Source organism: Streptomyces sp. NPDC007856 (assembly GCF_042868225.1).
In the GTDB taxonomy this organism is placed as follows: Bacteria; Actinomycetota; Actinomycetes; order Streptomycetales; family Streptomycetaceae; genus Streptomyces.
The window spans coordinates 128,724-148,141 of the sequence record NZ_JBIAEC010000009.1 but is presented as its reverse complement, the minus strand read 5'-3'; the positions used below and the strand labels follow the sequence as shown (position 1 = coordinate 148,141).

Sequence of the window (19,418 nt, the reverse complement as noted above, 5' to 3'; positions counted from 1 at the left end):
GGGACAGGGTTTTCCACAACCGCTGAGTTTTCCACCAAGATCAACATCTTGGGGCGGGATGCGTGACGGTTGGCGCCGGAGGTGGTGCCGACATGAACGCACGAGAAGCACTCGGCAAGTACGGCGAGGACCTGGCCGCCCGGCGGCTCGCCGCGACCGGAATGACGATCCTGGAGCGCAACTGGCGCTGCGGCCGTTCCGGCGAGATCGACATCATCGCGCGAGACGGTGACGCACTCGTCGTCTGCGAGGTGAAGACCCGCAGGGGCGGCGACTACGAACACCCCATGGCCGCGGTGACCCCCGAGAAGGCGGCCCGGCTGCGCGAGCTGGCCGAGCACTGGATCCACGCCCACGGAGGGGCACCGCCGGGCGGCGTCCGCATCGACCTGATCGGCGTCCTGCTGCCCCACCGCGGCGCCCCGTCCGTCGAGCACGCACGGGGGGTGGCCTGAATGGGGTTCGCCCGCACCTGCTCGGTGGCCCTGGTCGGCGTCGAGGGAGTGGTCGTCGAGGTCCAGGCCGACCTGGAACCGGGCGTCGCCGCCTTCACCCTGGTCGGCCTCCCGGACAAGAGCCTGACGGAGAGCAGGGACCGGGTCCGGGCGGCGGTGGTGAACTCGGGCGGCGAGTGGCCGCAGAAGAAGCTCACCGTCGGACTCAGCCCGGCCTCGGTACCCAAAGCCGGCTCCGGCTTCGACCTGGCCGTCGCCTGTGCGGTGCTCGGCGCCGCCGAGCGGATCGATCCGCGTGTCCTCGCGGACATCGTCATGATCGGGGAGCTGGGCCTGGACGGCCGGGTCCGACCGGTCCGCGGCACACTGCCGGCCGTGCTCGCGGCGGCCGACGCCGGCTACGAGCAAGTGGTCGTACCCGAGTGCGCAGCCGCCGAGGCCGCGCTGGTCCCCGGCGTCTCCGTGCTCGGCGTCCGCAGTCTGCGCCAGCTCATCGCGGTGCTCACCGACGAGCCCGTCCCCGAGGAGGAACCGGACGAGCAGGGCCGTCCCGACCCTCTCCTGGCCGGTCTGCGCGTGCCGGGCACGGGCGCGGCCACCGGCATGCACAGTGTCGGCACCGCACAGCACGAACACGATCACGACCTGGCGGACGTCGTTGGCCAGACCTCGGCCCGTACGGCCGTGGAGGTGGCCGCCGCCGGCGGGCACCACCTGTTCCTGGAGGGTCCGCCCGGCGCGGGCAAGACCATGCTCGCCGAGCGGCTGCCCGCCGTCCTTCCCCGGCTCACCAGGGAGGAATCGCTGGAGGTCACGGCGGTGCATTCGGTGGCCGGGCTGCTGCCGCCGGGCAAGCCGCTCATCGACGTGGCTCCCTACTGCGCCCCGCACCACTCGGCCACGATGCAGTCCCTCGTCGGCGGAGGCCCCGGCATCGCACGGCCCGGGGCGGTCTCCCTAGCCCATCGCGGCGTGCTGTTCCTGGACGAGGCGCCCGAGTTCCACAGCCAGACCCTCGACGCCCTGCGACAGCCGCTGGAGTCGGGCCATGTCGTGATCGCACGCAGCGCGGGCGTCGTCCGGTTCCCGGCCCGCTTCCTCATGGTGCTGGCGGCCAACCCCTGCCCCTGTGGACGCTTCTCGCAACGCGACTCCCTGTGCGAGTGCCCGCCCTCGGCGATCCGCCGCTACCAGTCCCGGCTCTCCGGTCCGCTGCTGGACCGGGTGGACCTGCGTGTCGAGGTCGATCCGGTCACCCGGGCCCAGCTCGTCGAACCTGGCGCCCGGGGCGAGTCCACGGCGACCGTGGCCGAGCGGGTACGGCGGGCCCGTGAGCGCACGGCGGCCCGCCTCGCCGGAACCCCCTGGCGCACCAACAGCGAGGTCCCCGGCCGCGAGCTGCGCAGCCGCTACCACCCCGTCGCCGGTGCGATGGACGAGGCCGAGCGCAACCTCGAGCGGGGCGTGCTCACCGCCCGCGGCATCGATCGGGTGCTGCGCGTCGCCTGGACGGTTGCCGACATCGTCGGACACGACCGCCCGGACGCCACCGACGTCGCCCTGGCCCTGCAACTGCGCACCGGGGTGCCACGAGGGGTGCCGATGGCCATCGGGGCCCTGACATGACCACGGGCGAGGCCCTCGGAGACGAGTTGCTCGGGCGGGTCTTTCTCTGCCGGGTGATCGAGCCGGGGGACGAGGCCGGTGGGCGGTGGGTTCGGGAGTTCGGGGTGCGGGAGGTGGTGCGGCGGCTGCGGGACGGGGTGCCGGCCCTGCCGGGGGTGAGCGAGGTGCGGTGGGCCGGGCTGGTCGCGCGGGCCCGGCGGGCCGAGCCGGAGCGGGATCTCGCGGTGGCCGGGGAGGCCGGGGCGCGGTTCGTGGGGCCCGGGGACGCCGAGTGGCCCGGACAGCTCGATGATCTGGGGGATGCCCGGCCGATCGGGCTGTGGGTGCGCGGTCGGGCCAGTCTGCGGATGTGGGCGCTCCGGTCCGTCGCCGTGGTGGGTGCGCGGGCCTGCACCGAGTACGGCACCCATGTCGCCGCCACCCTCGCCGGCGGCCTCGCCGAGCGGGGCTGGGTCGTGGTCTCGGGCGGCGCGTACGGCATCGACGGCGCCGCCCACCGAGGCGCCCTCGCCGCCCGCGGAGCCACCGTCGCCGTCCTGGCCTGCGGCGTCGACCGGCCGTATCCGCGCGGCCACGCCGCCCTGATCAGCCGGATCGCGGAGCAGGGACTGGTCGTGGGCGAGCTGCCCCCGGGCGACCATCCGACGCCCAGCCGGTTCATCCTCCGCAACCGTGTCATCGCCGCCCTCACCAGAGGCACCGTCGTCGTGGAGGCCGCCTGCCGCAGCGGCTCGCTGGCCACCGCACGGGCCGCGGCGCGCCTCGGCCGCTTCACCATGGGCGTGCCCGGCCCCGTCACCAGCGCCCTCTCCGCCGGCGTGCACGAACTGCTGCGCGGAGAGGCCGCCCTGGTCACCGACGCCGCGGAGGTCGTCGAACTGGTGGGTGACATGGGTGAACTGGCGCCGGCCCGGCGCGGGCCCGTGCTGCCGCGCGACCTGCTGGAACCCGCCGCCCGCTCCGTCCTCGCCGCCCTGCCGGGCCATCGCGCGGCCACCGCGGAGGAGATCGCGCTCGGCACGCCGACCACCCGGGACGAGGCGATCGCGAGACTGTACGAACTCCGCGCACTTGGTTACGTCGAACGACACGGCGATGGCTGGAAGTTGACACGCCAGGCGGTGATGTCGGTCCGCACCGGTCGCGGTCCGTGCTGACCGAGCGTGTTCGGCCGTCCGGGGGAACCTCCGACGCCCTTGAGGTTTCCCGGAGTTGACGCCCCGGCCGGTCACGCAGAGCGAGCCGCGGAACCAGCGCGCGACACCGCCGAGAGCGCCCCGCGCACGGGTGGAGCCGCACTGTTCGCACACCGCGACACCTCAGTCACGCTACGCTCACGAAGGCGCCGACACAGATCGCGCCAACTCGACACCAGACCGACAGCTCACCCAGGCAGCCCACATCGCCCCCCGAACCCCAGCTCCTCTCACTTCGCAGCACTTCACGGCACTTCACGGCAGAACGGCACAAGGCGACGAATGCCCCAGCACACCTCCGGGTCCGACCGGGCGGCGATCCCCCCAGCCGCCCGCGACGGTGGCAGCGTGCGGCCGCCCGCTCCCTCGACGCTCGACGAGCTGTGGCGGTCGTACAAGGCGACGGGGGACGACCGGCTGCGGGAGCAGCTGATCCTGCACTACTCGCCGCTCGTGAAATACGTCGCGGGCCGGGTGAGTGTCGGTCTGCCGCCCAACGTCGAGCAGGCCGACTTCGTCTCCTCGGGCGTCTTCGGGCTGATCGACGCGATCGAGAAGTTCGACATCGACCGAGAGATCAAGTTCGAGACGTACGCGATCACCCGGATCCGGGGCGCCATGATCGACGAGCTGCGGGCGCTGGACTGGATCCCGCGGTCGGTGCGGCAGAAGGCGCGGAACGTGGAGCGGGCCTACGCCACCCTGGAGGCGCGGCTGCGGCGCACCCCGACCGAGGGCGAGGTGGCCGGCGAGCTGGGCATGGAGGTCGACGAACTGCACGCCGTGTTCAGCCAGTTGTCCCTGGCCAACGTGGTCGCGCTGGAGGAGCTGCTGCACGTCGGCAGCGAGGGCGGGGACCGGCTCAGCCTCATGGACACGCTGGAGGACACCGCCGCGGACAATCCCGTGGAGGTGGCCGAGGACCGGGAGTTGCGCCGTTTCCTGGCGCGGGCGATCAACACGCTGCCCGAGCGGGAGAAGACCGTGGTCACGCTGTACTACTACGAGGGGCTCACGCTCGCCGAGATCGGCAACGTGCTCGGGGTCACCGAGAGCCGGGTCAGCCAGATCCACACCAAGTCCGTGCTGCAGCTGCGGGCCAAGCTGGCGAGCTTCGGGCGCTGAGGCCGGCGGCACGTCGGTGCCGTCGCGGCGAGTGGCTCCCGTTCGGCTGGGGGCGTCCGTAAAGTGGTTGACGTGCCAAGGATTCGAGCGGCCTCCGTGGCCGAGCACCGGTCGATGCAGCGAGCCGCCCTGCTGGACGCGGCTCGGTCGTTGCTGTCCGAGGGCGGGACGGAAGCGCTGACGTTTCCCGCGCTGGCCGAGCGGACCGGGCTGGCGCGGTCGTCCGTGTACGAGTACTTCCGGTCGCGGGCCGCCGTGGTCGAGGAGCTGTGCGAGGTCGACTTTCCGCTGTGGGCGGCGGAGGTGGCGGCCGCGATGGAGCGGGCCGAGTCCGCCGAGGGCAAGGTCGAGGCGTATGTACGGCAGCAGCTGGCGCTGGTGGGGGACCGGCGGCACCGGGCGGTCGTCGCCATCTCCGCGAGTGAGCTGGACGCCGGGGCGCGGGAGAGGATCCGGGCGGCGCACGGCGGGCTCGTCGCGATGATCGCCGAGGCGCTCGGGGAGATGGGGCATGAGCAGCCTCGGCTGGCGGCGATGTTGCTGCAGGGAGTTGTGGACGCGGCCGTGCGGCGGATCGAGCTGGGGGCGGCGGAGGATCCCGCGGTGGTGACGGACGCCGCGGTGGCCATGGTGTTGCGGGGTGTGAAGGGCTGACGCCGGCTGCCGCCGGGCGGGGGCGGAGTCGCTCGCTCGCGCTCGCGGGGTGCCCCTACGACGGCAGCGGCACCCCCAGCACCGGCAGCAGCCTCGGTGGCCCCCTGTGCAGGAGCCACGGCGGTAGCAGGGACAGAGGGTCCAGGTAGGTCCTCCCTCGGCGCAGGCCCCAGTGGACGCACCAAGCGGCGCAGTGGGAAGCCGTCGCCTCCACCGTGCCCACCGTCTCACCCGCCCTCACCTCGTCCCCCTTCCGCACCAACGCGCTCACCGGCTCGTACGTCGTACGAAGATCCGTGCCCTTCAGCTCCACGGAGACCACCCCCTTCCCCGCCACGCGCCCCGCGAAGGACACCCGGCCCGGTGCGACCGCTCGTACGGGAGAACCGGCCGGCGCCGCCAGGTCCACGCCCCGGTGACCGGGGCCGTACACCGTCGCCGGTGGCTCCCAGCCCCGTAACACCAAGGGCCGGACGCCCACCGGCCAGGTCCGCGCGATGGCCGGGACCGGGGCCTGAGGGGGCGGTGCGGGGGCCGGAGGCGGGGTGTCCGCCCAGGACCGGCAGGGCGCCAGGGCGGCCAGCGCCAGGCAGAGGAGCAGAACCGCCGGCGGCAGGACATATCGCATCGCTTCTCGCATGCGACAACCGTCCCGCACCCTGCCGATCACGGCCGGAGTCTGTGGACAACCCACCGGTTGTGGACAGCGGCGTCACCCGGTGCCCCGGCGGTCCCGTACACTTCTTCTGGCGATCCGGGTCACCGGGTCGACTTCGCACGCCCCGACACCAGGCCGTCAAGCGGTCGGTGTCAGCGCCTCTCGGTCCTTCGCGGCAAGGCGCGTCGCGGGCGTCAGGCGCGGGAGCCGTCCGGCATCCGCGGCACAACCGAGAAACTCAAGGAGATACGGCCATGGCCGTCGTCACGATGCGGGAGCTGCTGGAGAGCGGCGTCCACTTCGGTCACCAGACCCGTCGCTGGAACCCGAAGATGAAGCGCTTCATCTTCACCGAGCGCAACGGCATCTACATCATCGACCTGCTCCAGTCGCTGTCGTACATCGACCGCGCCTACGAGTTCGTCAAGGAGACCGTCGCCCACGGCGGCACGGTCATGTTCGTCGGCACCAAGAAGCAGGCGCAGGAGGCCATCGCCGAGCAGGCCACCCGCGTCGGCATGCCCTACGTCAACCAGCGCTGGCTGGGCGGCATGCTCACCAACTTCTCGACCGTCTACAAGCGTCTGCAGCGCCTCAAGGAGCTCGAGCAGATCGACTTCGAGGACGTCGCCGCGTCCGGTCTGACCAAGAAGGAGCTTCTCGTGCTCTCGCGCGAGAAGGCCAAGCTGGAGAAGACCCTCGGTGGTATCCGCGAGATGCAGAAGGTGCCGAGCGCCGTCTGGATCGTGGACACCAAGAAGGAGCACATCGCCGTCGGTGAGGCCCGGAAGCTGAACATTCCGGTTGTCGCGATCCTCGACACCAACTGTGACCCCGACGAGGTCGACTACAAGATCCCGGGCAACGACGACGCGATCCGCTCCGTCACCCTGCTCACCCGTGTGATCGCCGACGCCGTCGCCGAGGGCCTCATCGCCCGCTCCGGCGTCGCCACCGGCGAGAAGGGCGAGAAGGCCGCGGGCGAGCCGCTCGCCGAGTGGGAGCGCGACCTGCTCGAGGGTGAGAAGAAGGCCGACGAGGCCGAGAAGCCGGCCGAGGCTGCTGCCGAGGCCCCCGCTGCCGAGGCCCCCGCTGCCGAGGCTCCGGCTGCCGAGGCTCCGGCTGCCGAGGCTCCGGCTGCCGAGGCTCCGGCCGCCGAGGCTCCGGCCGCCGAGGGCGAGCAGGCCTGACGCACGCGTTGACAGCGGGGGGCGGTACTGCCACCGACAGCGCCTTCGGCGCGGTGAAGTCCACCCCCGCTGTTCACCCGTAGGTCCGCACGACGTACGCAACCCGCGTCTACATGTGGGACGCACACCGTGCGGATCTCCAGATCTCCCAGACTTCGAGAAAGACTCACAGACTCATGGCGAACTACACCGCCGCCGACGTCAAGAAGCTCCGTGAGCTCACCGGCGCCGGCATGATGGACTGCAAGAAGGCGCTGGACGAGGCCGAGGGCAACGTCGACAAGGCCGTCGAGGCGCTGCGCATCAAGGGCCAGAAGGGCGTCGCCAAGCGCGAGGGCCGCTCCGCCGAGAACGGCGCCGTGGTCTCCATCATCGCCGACGACAACTCCTCCGGCGTCCTGGTCGAGCTGAAGTGCGAGACCGACTTCGTCGCCAAGGGCGAGAAGTTCCAGGCCGTCGCCAAGAAGATCGCCGAGCACGTCGCCGCGACCTCCCCGGCCGACCTCGAGGCCCTGCTCGCCTCCGAGATCGAGCCCGGCAAGACCGTCCAGGCGTTCGTGGACGAGGCCAACGCCAACCTCGGCGAGAAGATCGTCCTGGACCGCTTCGCGCAGTTCGCCGACGGCTTCGTGCTCGCCTACATGCACCGCACCATGCCCGACCTGCCCCCGCAGATCGGTGTCCTGGTCGAGCTCGACAAGCCGAACGTCGAGGTCGCCAAGGGCGTCGCCCAGCACATCGCCGCCTTCGCGCCGAAGTACCTGGCCAAGGAGGACGTGCCGGCCGACGTCGTCGAGTCCGAGCGGCGCATCGCCGAGGAGACCACCCGCGCCGAGGGCAAGCCCGAGGCCGCGATCGCCAAGATCGTCGAGGGTCGTCTCAACGGCTTCTTCAAGGACGCCACGCTGCTCGGCCAGCCGTACGCGCTCGACAACAAGAAGTCGGTCCAGAAGGTGCTGGACGAGGCCGGTGTCACCCTGAAGCGCTTCTCGCGCATCAAGGTCGGCATCTGAGCCCGTTCCGCGATCGACGCGCGACCCGCGGGAAATTCTCGGTAGGGTCGACAGCAGTCGTCCGCGCACACCGCCACACCCCGGGGTGGGGCGGACGGCAGCAGATCTGACGAGGAGGCCATTGCCGCGTATGGGAGCGAAAAGCGACCCCACCGGCAATGGTCTTCTTCGTATGTGCAACACGTGAAAGAGGCGGGATCTCCATGACCACCAAGGCCCAGAAGAGCGACGACGGCAAAGTACGCGGCCGGTTTCTGCTGAAGCTGTCCGGAGAGGCCTTCTCCGGCGGCGGGGGCCTGGGCGTGGACCCGGACGTGGTGCACAAGATCGCCCGCGAGATCGCGGCCGTCGTGCGCGACGGGGCCCAGGTCGCGGTCGTCATCGGCGGCGGCAACTTCTTCCGCGGCGCCGAACTCCAGCAGCGCGGCATGGACCGCGCCCGCTCCGACTACATGGGCATGCTCGGCACCGTGATGAACTGCCTCGCCCTCCAGGACTTCCTGGAGAAGGAGGGCATCGACAGCCGGGTGCAGACCGCCATCACCATGGGACAGGTCGCCGAGCCGTACATCCCGCTGCGCGCCGTGCGGCACCTGGAGAAGGGCCGCGTGGTCATCTTCGGCGCCGGTATGGGCATGCCGTACTTCTCCACCGACACCACCGCCGCCCAGCGCGCCCTGGAGATCGACGCCGAGGCGTTGCTCATGGGCAAGAACGGCGTGGACGGGGTCTACGACTCCGACCCCAAGACCAACCCCGACGCCGTCAAGTTCGACGCCCTCGGCTACGGCGAGGTCATCACCCGCGACCTCAAGGTCGCCGACGCCACCGCCATCACGCTCTGCCGCGACAACAAGCTCCCGATCCTCGTCTTCGAACTCCTCGCGGAGGGCAATATCGCCCGTGCCGTCAAGGGTGAGAAGATCGGCACGCTGGTGGGTGACCAGGGCAGCCGGGACTGACCCGGCAGCAACCCGGCCGGTGGCGCGCGGCCCCGTAAGGGGGCCGGACCCTGGCCGGGGGATGGACAATGTCCTGCCGGTCGGGAACCGTGCAGGAAGAAGACGCGACGCAGCCGGCCGCCGCCCGCCAAAGGAACCGCAGCCGGGCCTTACTCAAGACACGCAGGAGCAAGTGGTGATCGAAGAGACCCTCCTCGAGGCCGAGGAGAAGATGGAGAAGGCCGTCGTGGTCGCCAAGGAGGACTTCGCCGCGATCCGCACCGGCCGTGCGCACCCGGCGATGTTCAACAAGATCGTTGCCGACTACTACGGTGCCCCGACGCCGATCAACCAGCTGGCCTCGTTCTCCGTGCCGGAGCCGCGCATGGCGGTCGTGACCCCGTTCGACAAGAGCGCGCTGCGCAACATCGAGCAGGCGATCCGCGACTCCGACCTGGGCGTCAACCCCAGCAATGACGGCAACATCATCCGGGTGGTGTTCCCCGAGCTGACCGAGGAGCGCCGCCGCGAGTACATCAAGGTCGCCAAGGGCAAGGGTGAGGACGCGAAGGTCTCCATCCGGTCCGTGCGCCGCAAGGCCAAGGACGCCATCGACAAGCTGATCAAGGACGGCGAGGTCGGCGAGGACGAGGGCCGCCGCGCGGAGAAGGAGCTGGACGACACCACGGCGAAGTACGTCGCCCAGGTCGACGAGCTCCTGAAGCACAAGGAAGCGGAGCTGCTCGAAGTCTGATGAGCGACTCTTCCTGGGGGGCGCCGCCATCGGCCGGCCAGGCCGGGTACTGGGGGCCCACCGAGGGCGGGCCCGCCCAGCCTGTCCCGGGGGCCGTCCCGGCGGGTCCCGCGTACGATGCGCCTGAGCCGCAGCAGACTCGCCCCATGCCCATCGTGCCCGAGGACCCCGCGTACGGCGCACACGCGTACGGCGGAGACCAGGGCGGCGACCGGGGGGCCGCTCGCCGGAGCGGCCCCCTGTTCCAGGAATTCCACGACGAGTTCCGCCCCGAGCCCCCGCAGGCCCGCACCCTCCCGGCCGAGAACCAGAATCCGGAGCCCATGCCCGACGCCCACCAGCCGGCCCCAGCGCCGCAGAAGAAGAGCGCGGGCCGTGACCTGAGCGCGGCCATAGGCGTCGGGATCGGGCTCGGTGTGGTGATCGTCGCCTCCCTGTTCATCAAGAAGGCCGTGTTCGTCGGGGTCGTCGCGGTCGCGGTCGTCGTCGGCCTGTGGGAGCTGACCAGCAGGCTGCGGGAGCGCAAGGACATCAAGGCGCCGCTGGTGCCGCTCGCGGTGGGCGGAGCGGCGATGGTGGTGGCGGGGTACGTCCGCGGCGCCGAGGGCGCCTGGGTCGCCATGGCGCTGACCGCCCTGGCCGTCCTGGTCTGGCGCATGACGGAGTCGCCGGAGGGCTATCTCAAGGACGTCACGGCGGGCGTCTTCGCGGCGTTCTACGTGCCGTTCCTGGCCACGTTCGTGGCGATGATGCTGACCGCGTCCGACGGCCCCTGGCGGGTCCTCACCTTCCTGCTCCTGACGGTCGTCAGCGACACCGGCGCCTACGCGGTCGGCTGGCGGTTCGGCAAGCACAAGCTGGCCCCCCGCATCAGCCCCGGCAAGACCCGCGAGGGCCTGGCGGGCGCGGTGCTGTTCGCGATGGTCGCGGGCGCGCTGTGCATGCAGTTCCTGATCGACGACGGCACCTGGTGGCAGGGCCTGCTGCTGGGCCTCGCGGTCGCGGCCAGCGCCACGCTGGGCGACCTCGGCGAATCCATGATCAAGCGCGACCTGGGCATCAAGGACATGGGCACCTTGCTCCCCGGCCACGGCGGCATCATGGACCGCCTCGACTCCCTGCTCCCGACGGCACCGGTGGTCTGGCTCCTGCTGGTGCTCTTCGTCGGCTCCGCGTGAGGATGTGTCGTACGGCTTCCGGGCCCCGTCCTGTGCGCAGGGCGGGGCCCGTCGGCATTGGTCGTACGGCTCCTGAAGTGGGACGATCTGGAGGGTAGAGCCCTCTGTCCGGGAAAGGAGGGCCTCATGTCCGCCTTCCATGAAGAGATCGACGTCGACCGGAGTCCGGGCGATGTCTGGGCGTACCTCAGCGACCCGTCCCACCTGCCGGAGTGGCAGAAGAGCGCGGTGTCGGTCGAGCAGCTCGACGACAGCCCCTTCGGACTCGGGTCCCGGATCCGGATCACCCGCCATGTCGGCCGCCGCGACGTCCCGACGACCATGCGGGTCACCGAGTTCGAACCGCCGCGCTCCTGGAGCATGCAGGGCACCGAGGGCCCGGTCCGGGGCCGGGTGCACGGCGAGGTCGTCCCGCTCCCCGACGGGCGTACGCGCGTGACCATGGACCTGGACTTCGAGGGCCACGGCCTCGGCAGGGTGCTGATCCCTCTCGTCGTACGCCCCCAGGTCCGCCGGGAACTCCCGGAGAACGAGCGGCTGCTCAAGGAGCGGCTGGAGCACGCCGCGATCTAGCCGGCCAGCCGGGGGGAGTGCTCACCTGGCCCGGATCGCGGCGATGTCGAACTGGAGGCGGACCTTCTCGCTCACCATGGTCCCGCCCTGGGCCAGCCGGGCCTCGTAGGTCAGTCCCCAGTCGGAGCGGTTGATGGTGGTGGTGCCGTCGAAGCCGACCCGCTCGTCACCGAACGCGTCGATGACATGACCGATGTAGGTGAGTTCCAGGTCGACGGGGCGGGTGGTGTCCTTGATCGTGAGATCGCCGGTCATGCGGTAGACGTCCTCGCCCGTGAGCTGTACGGACGTGCTCGTGAAGGTCATCCGCGGGTGCGCCCCGGCGTCCAGGAACTGCCGGCCCACCACATGCGCGTCGCGCTGCTCGACACCCGTGTCGACGCTGGCCGTGTACAGCACGATGTCGGCCCGGGAGCGGGTCGGCTCGCGGCCGTCGAAGTACAGACGGCTCTCGTACTCGGTGAACGCGCCCCGCACCGTCGTCACCATCGCGTGCCGCACGGAGAACCCGATCCTGCTGTGGGCGGGATCGATCAGCCACTCGCCGGTGAGGGCCGCCAGCCCGGGATCGGGAAGAACGGCGGTACCGGTGGCACCGGCCGCCGGGCCGGCGGTCGCCACGGGCGTGGCGGACTGCTGCGCGCGCCGGTGGAAGGAGTTGCGGCCGAAAAGGTTCATGGCTCGTGGTTACGGCAGCGCAGTGGGCCGGACAAGGCCCGATCAGGAAACCCGACCGTTCCCCGGCAGAACTTCACAGGTCGTAGTAACGGCGACCGTCCCGTGCCGACCGCAATCCCCTTTTAGTCCGAGTGTCCCGATTTGGGTATTGACGTCATGTCTGCGGCATATGACGATAGGCGGAATCACGAGCGCCGAACCGTCGCCCTGTGAACCGCGCGGCGCTCCCGTCTCGGCCCGAAGGAGGGCGGCAATGAAGACGTTCCGGAGGCATCTGCCGGGCAAGAAATCGGCGGTGGCGGCAATGATCCTGGGGGCGACCCTACTCGTCGCCCCGACCGCGACCGCCGCCACCGCGAGCCCGAAACCCCAGAGCCCCAGCCTCGACCGCTGCATCCACAGCGCTGGTCCGGCCGGGCGCTTCTATTACCCGGGCTTCGCCAACGTCCCCTGCCTCTGAGTGGCGCATCGGACCAGGAGGGCTCAGTCACGCGCGGCTGAGCCCTCCTCCTGTAGTCGTAGCAGGCGACACCCGCAGGTCACCCGATTGGATCTGCGACACTGGTACAGCCATGCCTAAGCCCGGAGAACTCACTTTCGTCGCCCCGCGCGGAGCCCAGAAGCCGCCGCGGCATCTTGCCGATCTCACGCCCGCCGAGCGCAAGGACGCGGTGGCCGAGATCGGGGAGAAGCCGTTCCGCGCCAAGCAGCTCTCGCAGCACTACTTCGCGCGGTACGCGCACGACCCGGAGCAGTGGACCGACATCCCCGCCGGATCGCGTGCCAAGCTCCAGGAAGCGCTGTTCCCCGAGCTGATGACCGTCGTCCGGCATCTGTCGACCGACGAGGGGACCACCCGCAAGACGCTCTGGCGGCTGTTCGACGGGACCCTCGTCGAGTCCGTGCTGATGCGGTACCCGGACCGGGTCACCATGTGCATCAGCTCGCAGGCGGGGTGTGGGATGAACTGCCCGTTCTGTGCGACGGGGCAGGCGGGGCTCGACCGGAATCTGTCCACCGCGGAGATCGTCCACCAGATCGTGGACGGGATGCGGGCGCTGAGGGACGGCGAGGTGCCGGGTGGACCTGCTCGGCTCTCCAACATCGTCTTCATGGGCATGGGGGAGCCGCTCGCCAACTACAAGCGCGTGGTCGGTGCCATCAGGGCGCTCACCGATCCCGCCCCCGACGGGCTGGGGCTCTCCCAGCGCGGGATCACCGTGTCCACCGTCGGGCTCGTGCCGGCCATCCACCGGTTCGCCGACGAGGGCTTCAAGTGCCGGCTCGCGATCTCCCTGCACGCCCCCGACGACGAGCTGCGCGACACCCTCGTCCCGGTGAACACGCGCTGGAAGGTGCGCGAGGTGCTGGACGCCGGGTTCGAGTACGTCGAGAAGAGCGGGCGCCGGCTGTCGATCGAGTACGCGCTCATCCGCGACATCAATGACCAGGCCTGGCGAGGGGACCGGCTGGGTCGGCTGCTCAAGGGCAAGCCCGTGCACGTCAACCTCATTCCGCTGAACCCGACTCCGGGCTCGAAGTGGACCGCCTCGCGGCCCGAGGACGAGAAGGCGTTCGTGGAGGCCATCGCCGCCCATGGTGTGCCCGTCACCATCCGGGACACCCGGGGCCAGGAGATCGACGGGGCCTGTGGTCAGCTGGCGGCCACCGAGCGGTAATCTGGCCACCGTCCATCACATTTTCATATTCCGACAGGGGAGCGCCACAGCGCTGAGAGTGCGGCGGACAGGGCCGCAGACCCTCTGAACCTCGCCCAGGTCATTCTGGGTAGGAAGTTCGGTCATCACTCGAGCTGTTGCGCCCTGCCCGGGTCCTTTCCACAAAGGCCCGGGCAGGGCCGCGTCTCTTCCTGGCCAACCCCAGGAGGACATCCAGTGCACAACAAGACCTTCGTGGCCGTGGCGGTCGGGCTCGGCCTGATCACGCTGTCCGCGTGCGGATCGACGCACGCGTCGGCACACGCCAAGTCGTCCACAGGCGCCAAGACCGTGACCCTCGTCAGCCATGACTCGTGGGCCGTCTCCAAGAACGTGCTCCAGGACTTCGAGAAGAAGACCGGGTACAAGGTCCAGGTCCTCAAGGACGGCGACGCCGGGCAGGCCGTCAACAAGGCGATCCTGACCAAGGACAACCCGCAGGGCGACGTCTTCTTCGGCGTCGACAACACCCTGCTGTCCCGCGCCCTCGACAACGGCCTCTTCCAGCCGTACACCGCCAAGGGCCTCGACAAGACCGGCGCCGCCTACCAGCTCGACAAGGACAAGCACCGGGTCACGCCGATCGACTACGGCGACATCTGCGTCAACTACGACAAGTCCTACTTCAGCAAGCACAGGCTGACCCCGCCGCAGTCCTTCGCCGACCTCGCCAAGCCCGAGTACAAGAACCTGCTGGTCACCGAGAACGCCGCCACCTCCTCGCCCGGCCTCGGCTTCCTGCTCGGCAGCGCCGCCCAGTTCGGCGACAACAGCTGGCAGGACTACTGGAAGAAGCTCAAGGACAACGGCGTCAAGGTCGTCGACGGCTGGGAGCAGGCCTACTACCAGGAGTTCTCCGGTTCGTCGGAGGGCAGGAAGGCCGGCGGTGACCGGCCGCTCGTCGTGTCGTACGCGTCCTCGCCGCCCGCCGAGGTCATCTACGCCAAGAAGCGGCCCAGCACCGCCCCGACCGGGGTGTCGTACGGGACCTGCTTCCGGCAGATCGAGTTCGCCGGGCTGCTCAGCAACGCCCAGAACCCCAAGGGTGCCAAGGCGTTCATCGACTTCCTGGTCTCCAAGGAGTTCCAGGAGGACATGCCGCTGAACATGTTCGTCTACCCGGTGGTCGACGGTGCGAAGGTGCCCGCCGAGTTCACCGAGTACGGCAAGGCCGCCGAGCACCCCGAGACCATGGCCCCCGGCAAGATCGCCGCCAACCGTGACCAGTGGGTCAGGTCGTGGACCTCGCTCGTACTGAAGTAGCCCCTCGCAGGAGGGACTGGCGCGGGAGCGCGGCGCGGCTCGGGCTGATGGCCCTGCCCGTCGCGTTCTTCGCGCTGTTCTTCGCCTGGCCCGTGGCCGCGATCGTCGCGCGCGGGCTGAAGGTCGACGGCGTCTGGCAGTTCGGGCGGCTCGCGGACGTGGTCACGCAGCCGGACATCCGGCACGTGCTGTGGTTCACCACCTGGCAGGCGCTCGCGTCCACCGCGCTCACCCTGCTGCTCGCGCTGCCCGCCGCCCATGTCTTCGCCCGGCTCGACTTCCCGGGCAAGCAGGTGCTGCGGGCCGTCGTCACGGTCCCGTTCGTGCTGCCGACCGTCGTCGTCGGCAGCGCGTTCCTCGCTCTCGTCGGGCACGGCGGCCTGCTGGACGACCTGTGGGGCGTACGGCTGGACACCACGGTGTGGGCGATCCTGCTGGCCCACGTCTTCTTCAACTACGCGGTCGTCGTACGGACCGTCGGCGGGCTGTGGTCCCAGCTCGACCCCCGGCAGGAGGAGGCCGCCCGCATGCTCGGCGCGTCTCCGCTCGGCGCCTGGCGGAAGGTCACCCTCCCGGCGCTCGCGCCCGCCGTGGCCGCCGCCGCGCTGATGGTGTTCCTGTTCACCTTCACCTCCTTCGGCGTCGTCCAGATCCTCGGCGGCCCCACCTTCTCCACCCTCGAAGTGGAGATCTACCGGCAGACCTCCGATGTCTTCGATCTTTCCACGGCCGCTGTCCTCACCCTCGTCCAGTTCGTCGCGGTCGGCGCGATCCTCGCCGTGCACGCCTGGACGGTACGGCGCCGGGAGACCGCCCTGCGGCTGGTCGACCCGAGGGCGACCGCCCGCCGCCCGCGCGGCGCAGGGCAGTGGGCCCTGCTCGCCGGCGTCCTCGTCACCATCGCGCTGCTGCTCGTCCTGCCCCTCGCCGTCCTGGTCCGCCGCTCCCTGGACGCGCCGGACCTCGGCTACTACCGGGCGCTGACGAACTCCGACGGCGGTACGTTCCTGGTGGCGCCCGTGCACGCGGTGTGGACCTCGCTGCAGTACGCCGTCGCCGCCACCGCCATCGCCGTGGTCATCGGAGGTCTCGCCGCCGCCGCGCTGGCCCGCCGGGACGCCGGACGACTGGTCCGGGGCTTCGACGCGCTGCTGATGCTGCCGCTCGGCGTCTCCGCCGTGACCGTCGGCTTCGGCTTCCTGATCGCCCTGGACAAGCCGCCGCTGGACCTCAGGCAGTCCTGGATCCTCGTCCCGCTCGCGCAGGCGCTGGTCGGCGCCCCCTTCGTCGTACGGACCATGCTGCCCGTGCTGCGCGCGGTGGACGTACGGCTCCGGGAGGCCGCCGCCGTGCTCGGGGCCTCCCCCTGGCGGGTGTGGCGGGAGGTGGACCTGCCGCTGGTGCGGCGGGCGCTGCTGGTCGCGGCCGGGTTCGCGTTCGCCGTCTCGCTCGGCGAGTTCGGGGCGACCGTGTTCATCGCCCGGCCCGACAACCCCACGCTTCCGGTCGCCGTGGCCCGGCTGCTCAGCCGCCCCGGAGACCTCAACTACGGCCAGGCCATGGCCCTTTCGACCATTCTGATGGTGGTGTGCGCCGCCGCGCTGCTGCTCCTGGAGCGGCTGCGCACCGACCGGACGGGGGAGTTCTAGATGGTGCCGGCCGGACTGAGGAGTTCTGGATGCTGCTGAGCCTCGATGCCGCGACCGTGCGCTTCGGCGGGCGGGCCGTGCTCGACGCGGTCGATCTCGACGTCGCCGAGCACGAGGTGGTGTGTGTGCTCGGGCCGAGCGGCTGTGGGAAGTCGACCCTGCTGCGGGCGGTCGCCGGGCTCCAGTCGCTCTCCGGCGGGCGGGTGCTGCTCGACGGCCGCGACCAGTCGGGTGTGCCCGCGCACCGGCGGGGCGTGGGCCTGATGTTCCAGGACCACCAGCTCTTCCCGCAGCGGGACGTCGGCGCGAACGTGGCGTTCGGGCTGCGTATGCACGGCGTAGCCAAGGGCGAACGGGCCGCCGAGGTGCGGCAGTTGCTGGACCTGGTCGGGCTGCCCGGGGCCGCCCGGCGGGCCGTGACCTCCCTGTCCGGCGGCGAGCAGCAGCGCGTGGCCCTCGCCCGCGCGCTCGCGCCCCGGCCCCGGCTGCTCATGCTGGACGAACCGCTCGGCCAGCTCGACCGCTCGCTCCGGGAACGCCTGGTGGTCGAACTGCGGGAGCTGTTCGGCCGGTTGGGTACGACCGTGCTCGCCGTGACCCACGACCAGGGCGAGGCGTTCGCGCTGGCCGACCGGGTGGTGGTGATGCGGGACGGGCGGATCGCGCAGTCCGGCACGCCGCTGGAGGTGTGGCAGCGGCCCGCCGACGCGTTCGTGGCCCGCTTCCTCGGCTTCGACAACGTGGCCGAGGCGACCGTCGCGGGGACGGCCGCCGACAGCCCCTGGGGCAAGCTGCCGGTCCCCGACGGCTCCCCGCAGGGCGCGCGCACCCTGCTCGTCCGGCCCGCCGGGGTACGGCTCGTGGCGGCCGACGCCGGACTGTCGTGCACGGTGACCGCGCGCACCTTCAAGGGCACCCATGTGGCCGTCCACCTCCAGCCCGCGGACGGGCCGCGCCTGGAGGCGGCCTGCGCGCTGCGGGAGGCCCCGGAGGTCGGCGCGTCGGTCGGTGTGGAGTTCGACGCGACCGAAACGGTCGTCCTCGGCTGATCGTCGGGCCCCTAGGGTGAGGGGCATGACATTGCTCGCACACGATCGCTACTGCGATGAAATCGCACTCCAGGTCGGCCAGTTCAGGGCGCTGGTGACCTCGGGTGCGGATCTGGCGGCCACCGTGCCGACCTGCCCCGAGTGGACGCTGGAACGGCTCGTACGGCACATGGGCGGCGCACTGCGCTGGGTGGCCACACTCGTCCGGACCCGGGCCCAGGAGATGGTCCCGCACGAGCAGGTGCCGCTCGGCGGGGGACCGGAGGCCGAGGGGGACGCGGCAGCCCTCGACGCATGGCTCGCGGAGGCCGGCGAGCTGGTCGTCGGGGCGCTGCGCGAGGCCGGTCCCGACGCCAAGGTGTGGTCCTGGACGGGCATGTCCACGAGCGCGTTCTGGGCCCGCCGGATGACCCATGAGATCACCGTTCACCGCGCGGACGCCGCGCTCACCGTCGGGGCGCCCTACGAGGTGGCGCCCGAGGTCGCCGCCGACGCGCTGGACGAGTGGCTGCAGCTCGTGGAGTGGGTGCAGCGCGCCGGGGTGCGGGAGTGGGCCACGGAGCTGCGCGGCCCGGGTCGCAGCATCCACCTGCACGCCACCGACACCGGCCCGGAGCTGAACGCCGAGTGGCTCATCGAGCTGGGCGAGGACGGCATCGGCTGGCGGCGCGGCCACGAGAAGGCCACGGTCGCCCTGCGCGGCCCGCTCACCTCCGTGCTGCTCGCCTTCTACAACCGGCTGCCGCTGGACGCCCCCGGCCTTGAGGTCCTCGGCGAGCGTGAGCTCATGGAGTTCTGGCGGAAGCAGGCCACCTTCGGCTGACACACGACCGCGGCCCGTCCCCTGGGGATAGGGGGACGGGCCGCGGCGCCAATACCTGATGCGGAAGGGCGTCAGCCGTTGCCGCGGGCGCCACGACGGCGCATGCCGAACCAGACCGCGCCACCGCCGACGACGACCAGCGCGCCCGCGATGCCGGCGATCAGGCCGGTGTTGGAGTTGGCACCGGTCTCGGCGAGGTTCGAGTCACCGGCCGCCGGGGACGGTGCGTTGCCGGACGTGCCCGCCGGAGCGGAGCTGGATCCGGAGGCCGACGGGGTCGGGGTCGCCGACTCGGCCGGGGCGGACGTCGACGGCGACGGCTTCGGCGTCGAGGAGGCCGGCGGGGCCGGGGTGGAACTCTCGGTCTTGCAGGCGGTGGACGGGGTCACCAAGTTCTCCTTGATGTCCGCGTCGAGGATGTTGGCCGCCTTGATGTGGATGCGGTAGGTCGCGTTCGGCTTCCAGTCCTCGGAGAAGGTGACCGGAGTGCCCTCGGCCGAGCCCTTGACCTCCTGCTTGCCCACCTGGGTCTCGATGCCACCGTTGCTCTCGAGGAACACGGTGACCTGGGCCGGGGTGCCGTAGCCGTCGGTGTCGGTGACGACGATGACGCCCTTTTGGCCGTCGCACTTGGCTTCGGCCTTGAAGTCCTGGATGTTGCACGCGAACGCCGAGCCGGACAGACCCAGCACGACCGCGGCGGAAGCGGAGACAACACCCAGAGCGCGCACGGAACGACGTACGCCACGGTGAGTTATGGACAACGTTTGTCCTTTACAGAGTGCAACTGCGGGGGGTTCAGGAGGCGTTGAGGCACCGGATGAGGTGAGTGCCCCACCACCCCCAAGAGGCTCACAGGTCTATAAGCGCTCCAT

At 71.0% G+C, this 19,418-nt stretch carries 20 protein-coding genes and 1 riboswitch; of the genes, 17 read left to right on the top strand and 3 right to left on the bottom strand.

Annotated features, from left to right (window positions below):
• Positions 1–92 precede the first annotated feature (92 nt).
• The 5 genes from ACFYOH_RS22275 (at position 93) to ACFYOH_RS22255 (ending at position 5,056) form a co-directional block, all read left to right on the top strand.
• Positions 93–455 carry a YraN family protein gene (locus ACFYOH_RS22275; RefSeq protein WP_388628022.1) on the top strand — a complete coding sequence of 121 codons (363 nt, stop codon included), beginning with the start codon at positions 93–95 and terminating at the stop codon, positions 453–455.
• Positions 456–2,081 carry a YifB family Mg chelatase-like AAA ATPase gene (locus ACFYOH_RS22270; RefSeq protein ID WP_388628020.1) on the top strand — a complete coding sequence of 542 codons (1,626 nt, stop codon included), beginning with the start codon at positions 456–458 and terminating at the stop codon, positions 2,079–2,081. It abuts the gene before it with no gap.
• Complete coding sequence (gene dprA, locus ACFYOH_RS22265; protein WP_388628017.1) at positions 2,078–3,238, top strand: DNA-processing protein DprA; 1,161 nt, start codon at positions 2,078–2,080, stop codon at positions 3,236–3,238. The genes ACFYOH_RS22270 and dprA overlap by 4 nt, the downstream gene beginning before the upstream one ends.
• A gap of 321 nt (positions 3,239–3,559) precedes the next feature.
• Positions 3,560–4,402 carry an RNA polymerase sigma factor WhiG gene (gene whiG / locus ACFYOH_RS22260; RefSeq protein WP_388628014.1) on the top strand — a complete coding sequence of 281 codons (843 nt, stop codon included), beginning with the start codon at positions 3,560–3,562 and terminating at the stop codon, positions 4,400–4,402.
• Between the two features lie 96 nt (positions 4,403–4,498).
• On the top strand, positions 4,499–5,056 hold the full coding sequence (locus ACFYOH_RS22255) for a TetR/AcrR family transcriptional regulator (RefSeq protein ID WP_388628443.1): 558 nt from the start codon (positions 4,499–4,501) through the stop codon (positions 5,054–5,056).
• 55 nt (positions 5,057–5,111) lie between these two features.
• On the opposite strand, the gene ACFYOH_RS22250 is transcribed toward ACFYOH_RS22255, so the two are convergent.
• A complete protein-coding gene (locus ACFYOH_RS22250; protein ID WP_388628011.1) occupies positions 5,112–5,696 on the bottom strand; it encodes a murein hydrolase activator EnvC family protein in 585 nt (194 codons plus the stop codon).
• 272 nt (positions 5,697–5,968) lie between these two features.
• On the opposite strand from ACFYOH_RS22250, the gene rpsB reads away from it, so the two are divergent.
• The 6 genes from rpsB to ACFYOH_RS22220 all read left to right on the top strand — a co-directional run bounded on the left by rpsB (position 5,969) and on the right by ACFYOH_RS22220 (position 11,363).
• Positions 5,969–6,904, top strand: coding sequence for a 30S ribosomal protein S2 (gene rpsB, locus ACFYOH_RS22245; protein ID WP_388628008.1), 936 nt, complete (start codon positions 5,969–5,971; stop codon positions 6,902–6,904).
• Between the two features lie 176 nt (positions 6,905–7,080).
• Positions 7,081–7,917, top strand: a complete 837-nt coding sequence (gene tsf / locus ACFYOH_RS22240) for a translation elongation factor Ts (protein ID WP_388628005.1) — start codon at positions 7,081–7,083, stop codon at positions 7,915–7,917.
• Between the two features lie 203 nt (positions 7,918–8,120).
• Positions 8,121–8,879 (top strand): UMP kinase, encoded by a 759-nt coding sequence (gene pyrH, locus ACFYOH_RS22235; RefSeq protein WP_228623032.1) that lies wholly within the window; start codon positions 8,121–8,123, stop codon positions 8,877–8,879.
• Between the two features lie 175 nt (positions 8,880–9,054).
• Positions 9,055–9,612: a ribosome recycling factor gene (gene frr / locus ACFYOH_RS22230; RefSeq protein ID WP_014675285.1), complete on the top strand. Its 558-nt coding sequence runs from the start codon at positions 9,055–9,057 to the stop codon at positions 9,610–9,612.
• Entirely contained in the window at positions 9,612–10,790 is a 1,179-nt protein-coding gene (locus ACFYOH_RS22225) for a phosphatidate cytidylyltransferase (RefSeq protein ID WP_388628002.1), read from the top strand. Before frr ends, ACFYOH_RS22225 begins: the two co-directional genes overlap by 1 nt.
• A gap of 126 nt (positions 10,791–10,916) precedes the next feature.
• Positions 10,917–11,363, top strand: coding sequence for an SRPBCC family protein (locus tag ACFYOH_RS22220; protein WP_388627999.1), 447 nt, complete (start codon positions 10,917–10,919; stop codon positions 11,361–11,363).
• A gap of 21 nt (positions 11,364–11,384) precedes the next feature.
• Here the strand turns inward: ACFYOH_RS22220 and ACFYOH_RS22215 are convergent, their stop codons facing one another.
• Complete coding sequence (locus tag ACFYOH_RS22215) at positions 11,385–12,041, bottom strand: YceI family protein (protein ID WP_388627997.1); 657 nt, start codon at positions 12,039–12,041, stop codon at positions 11,385–11,387.
• 253 nt (positions 12,042–12,294) lie between these two features.
• Between ACFYOH_RS22215 and ACFYOH_RS22210 the strand changes: the two genes are divergently transcribed.
• The 6 genes from ACFYOH_RS22210 (at position 12,295) to ACFYOH_RS22185 (ending at position 18,543) form a co-directional block, all read left to right on the top strand.
• The gene (locus tag ACFYOH_RS22210; protein WP_388627995.1) at positions 12,295–12,501 is read left to right on the top strand and encodes a hypothetical protein; all 207 of its coding nucleotides are present in this window, start codon (positions 12,295–12,297) and stop codon (positions 12,499–12,501) included.
• A 112-nt stretch (positions 12,502–12,613) separates the two neighbouring features.
• A complete protein-coding gene (gene rlmN / locus ACFYOH_RS22205; protein ID WP_388627993.1) occupies positions 12,614–13,720 on the top strand; it encodes a 23S rRNA (adenine(2503)-C(2))-methyltransferase RlmN in 1,107 nt (368 codons plus the stop codon).
• Between the two features lie 25 nt (positions 13,721–13,745).
• Positions 13,746–13,854, top strand: a riboswitch (TPP riboswitch).
• 82 nt (positions 13,855–13,936) lie between these two features.
• The gene (locus tag ACFYOH_RS22200; RefSeq protein WP_388627990.1) at positions 13,937–15,022 is read left to right on the top strand and encodes a thiamine ABC transporter substrate binding subunit; all 1,086 of its coding nucleotides are present in this window, start codon (positions 13,937–13,939) and stop codon (positions 15,020–15,022) included.
• A 47-nt stretch (positions 15,023–15,069) separates the two neighbouring features.
• On the top strand, positions 15,070–16,671 hold the full coding sequence (locus ACFYOH_RS22195) for an ABC transporter permease (RefSeq protein ID WP_388627987.1): 1,602 nt from the start codon (positions 15,070–15,072) through the stop codon (positions 16,669–16,671).
• A 29-nt stretch (positions 16,672–16,700) separates the two neighbouring features.
• On the top strand, positions 16,701–17,720 hold the full coding sequence (locus ACFYOH_RS22190) for an ABC transporter ATP-binding protein (protein WP_388627984.1): 1,020 nt from the start codon (positions 16,701–16,703) through the stop codon (positions 17,718–17,720).
• Positions 17,721–17,745: 25 nt separating this feature from the next.
• Positions 17,746–18,543, top strand: coding sequence for a maleylpyruvate isomerase family mycothiol-dependent enzyme (locus tag ACFYOH_RS22185; protein WP_388627982.1), 798 nt, complete (start codon positions 17,746–17,748; stop codon positions 18,541–18,543).
• 71 nt (positions 18,544–18,614) lie between these two features.
• On the opposite strand, the gene ACFYOH_RS22180 is transcribed toward ACFYOH_RS22185, so the two are convergent.
• Positions 18,615–19,274, bottom strand: coding sequence for an LAETG motif-containing sortase-dependent surface protein (locus ACFYOH_RS22180; protein WP_388627980.1), 660 nt, complete (start codon positions 19,272–19,274; stop codon positions 18,615–18,617).
• Between the last annotated feature and the right edge of the window lie 144 nt (positions 19,275–19,418).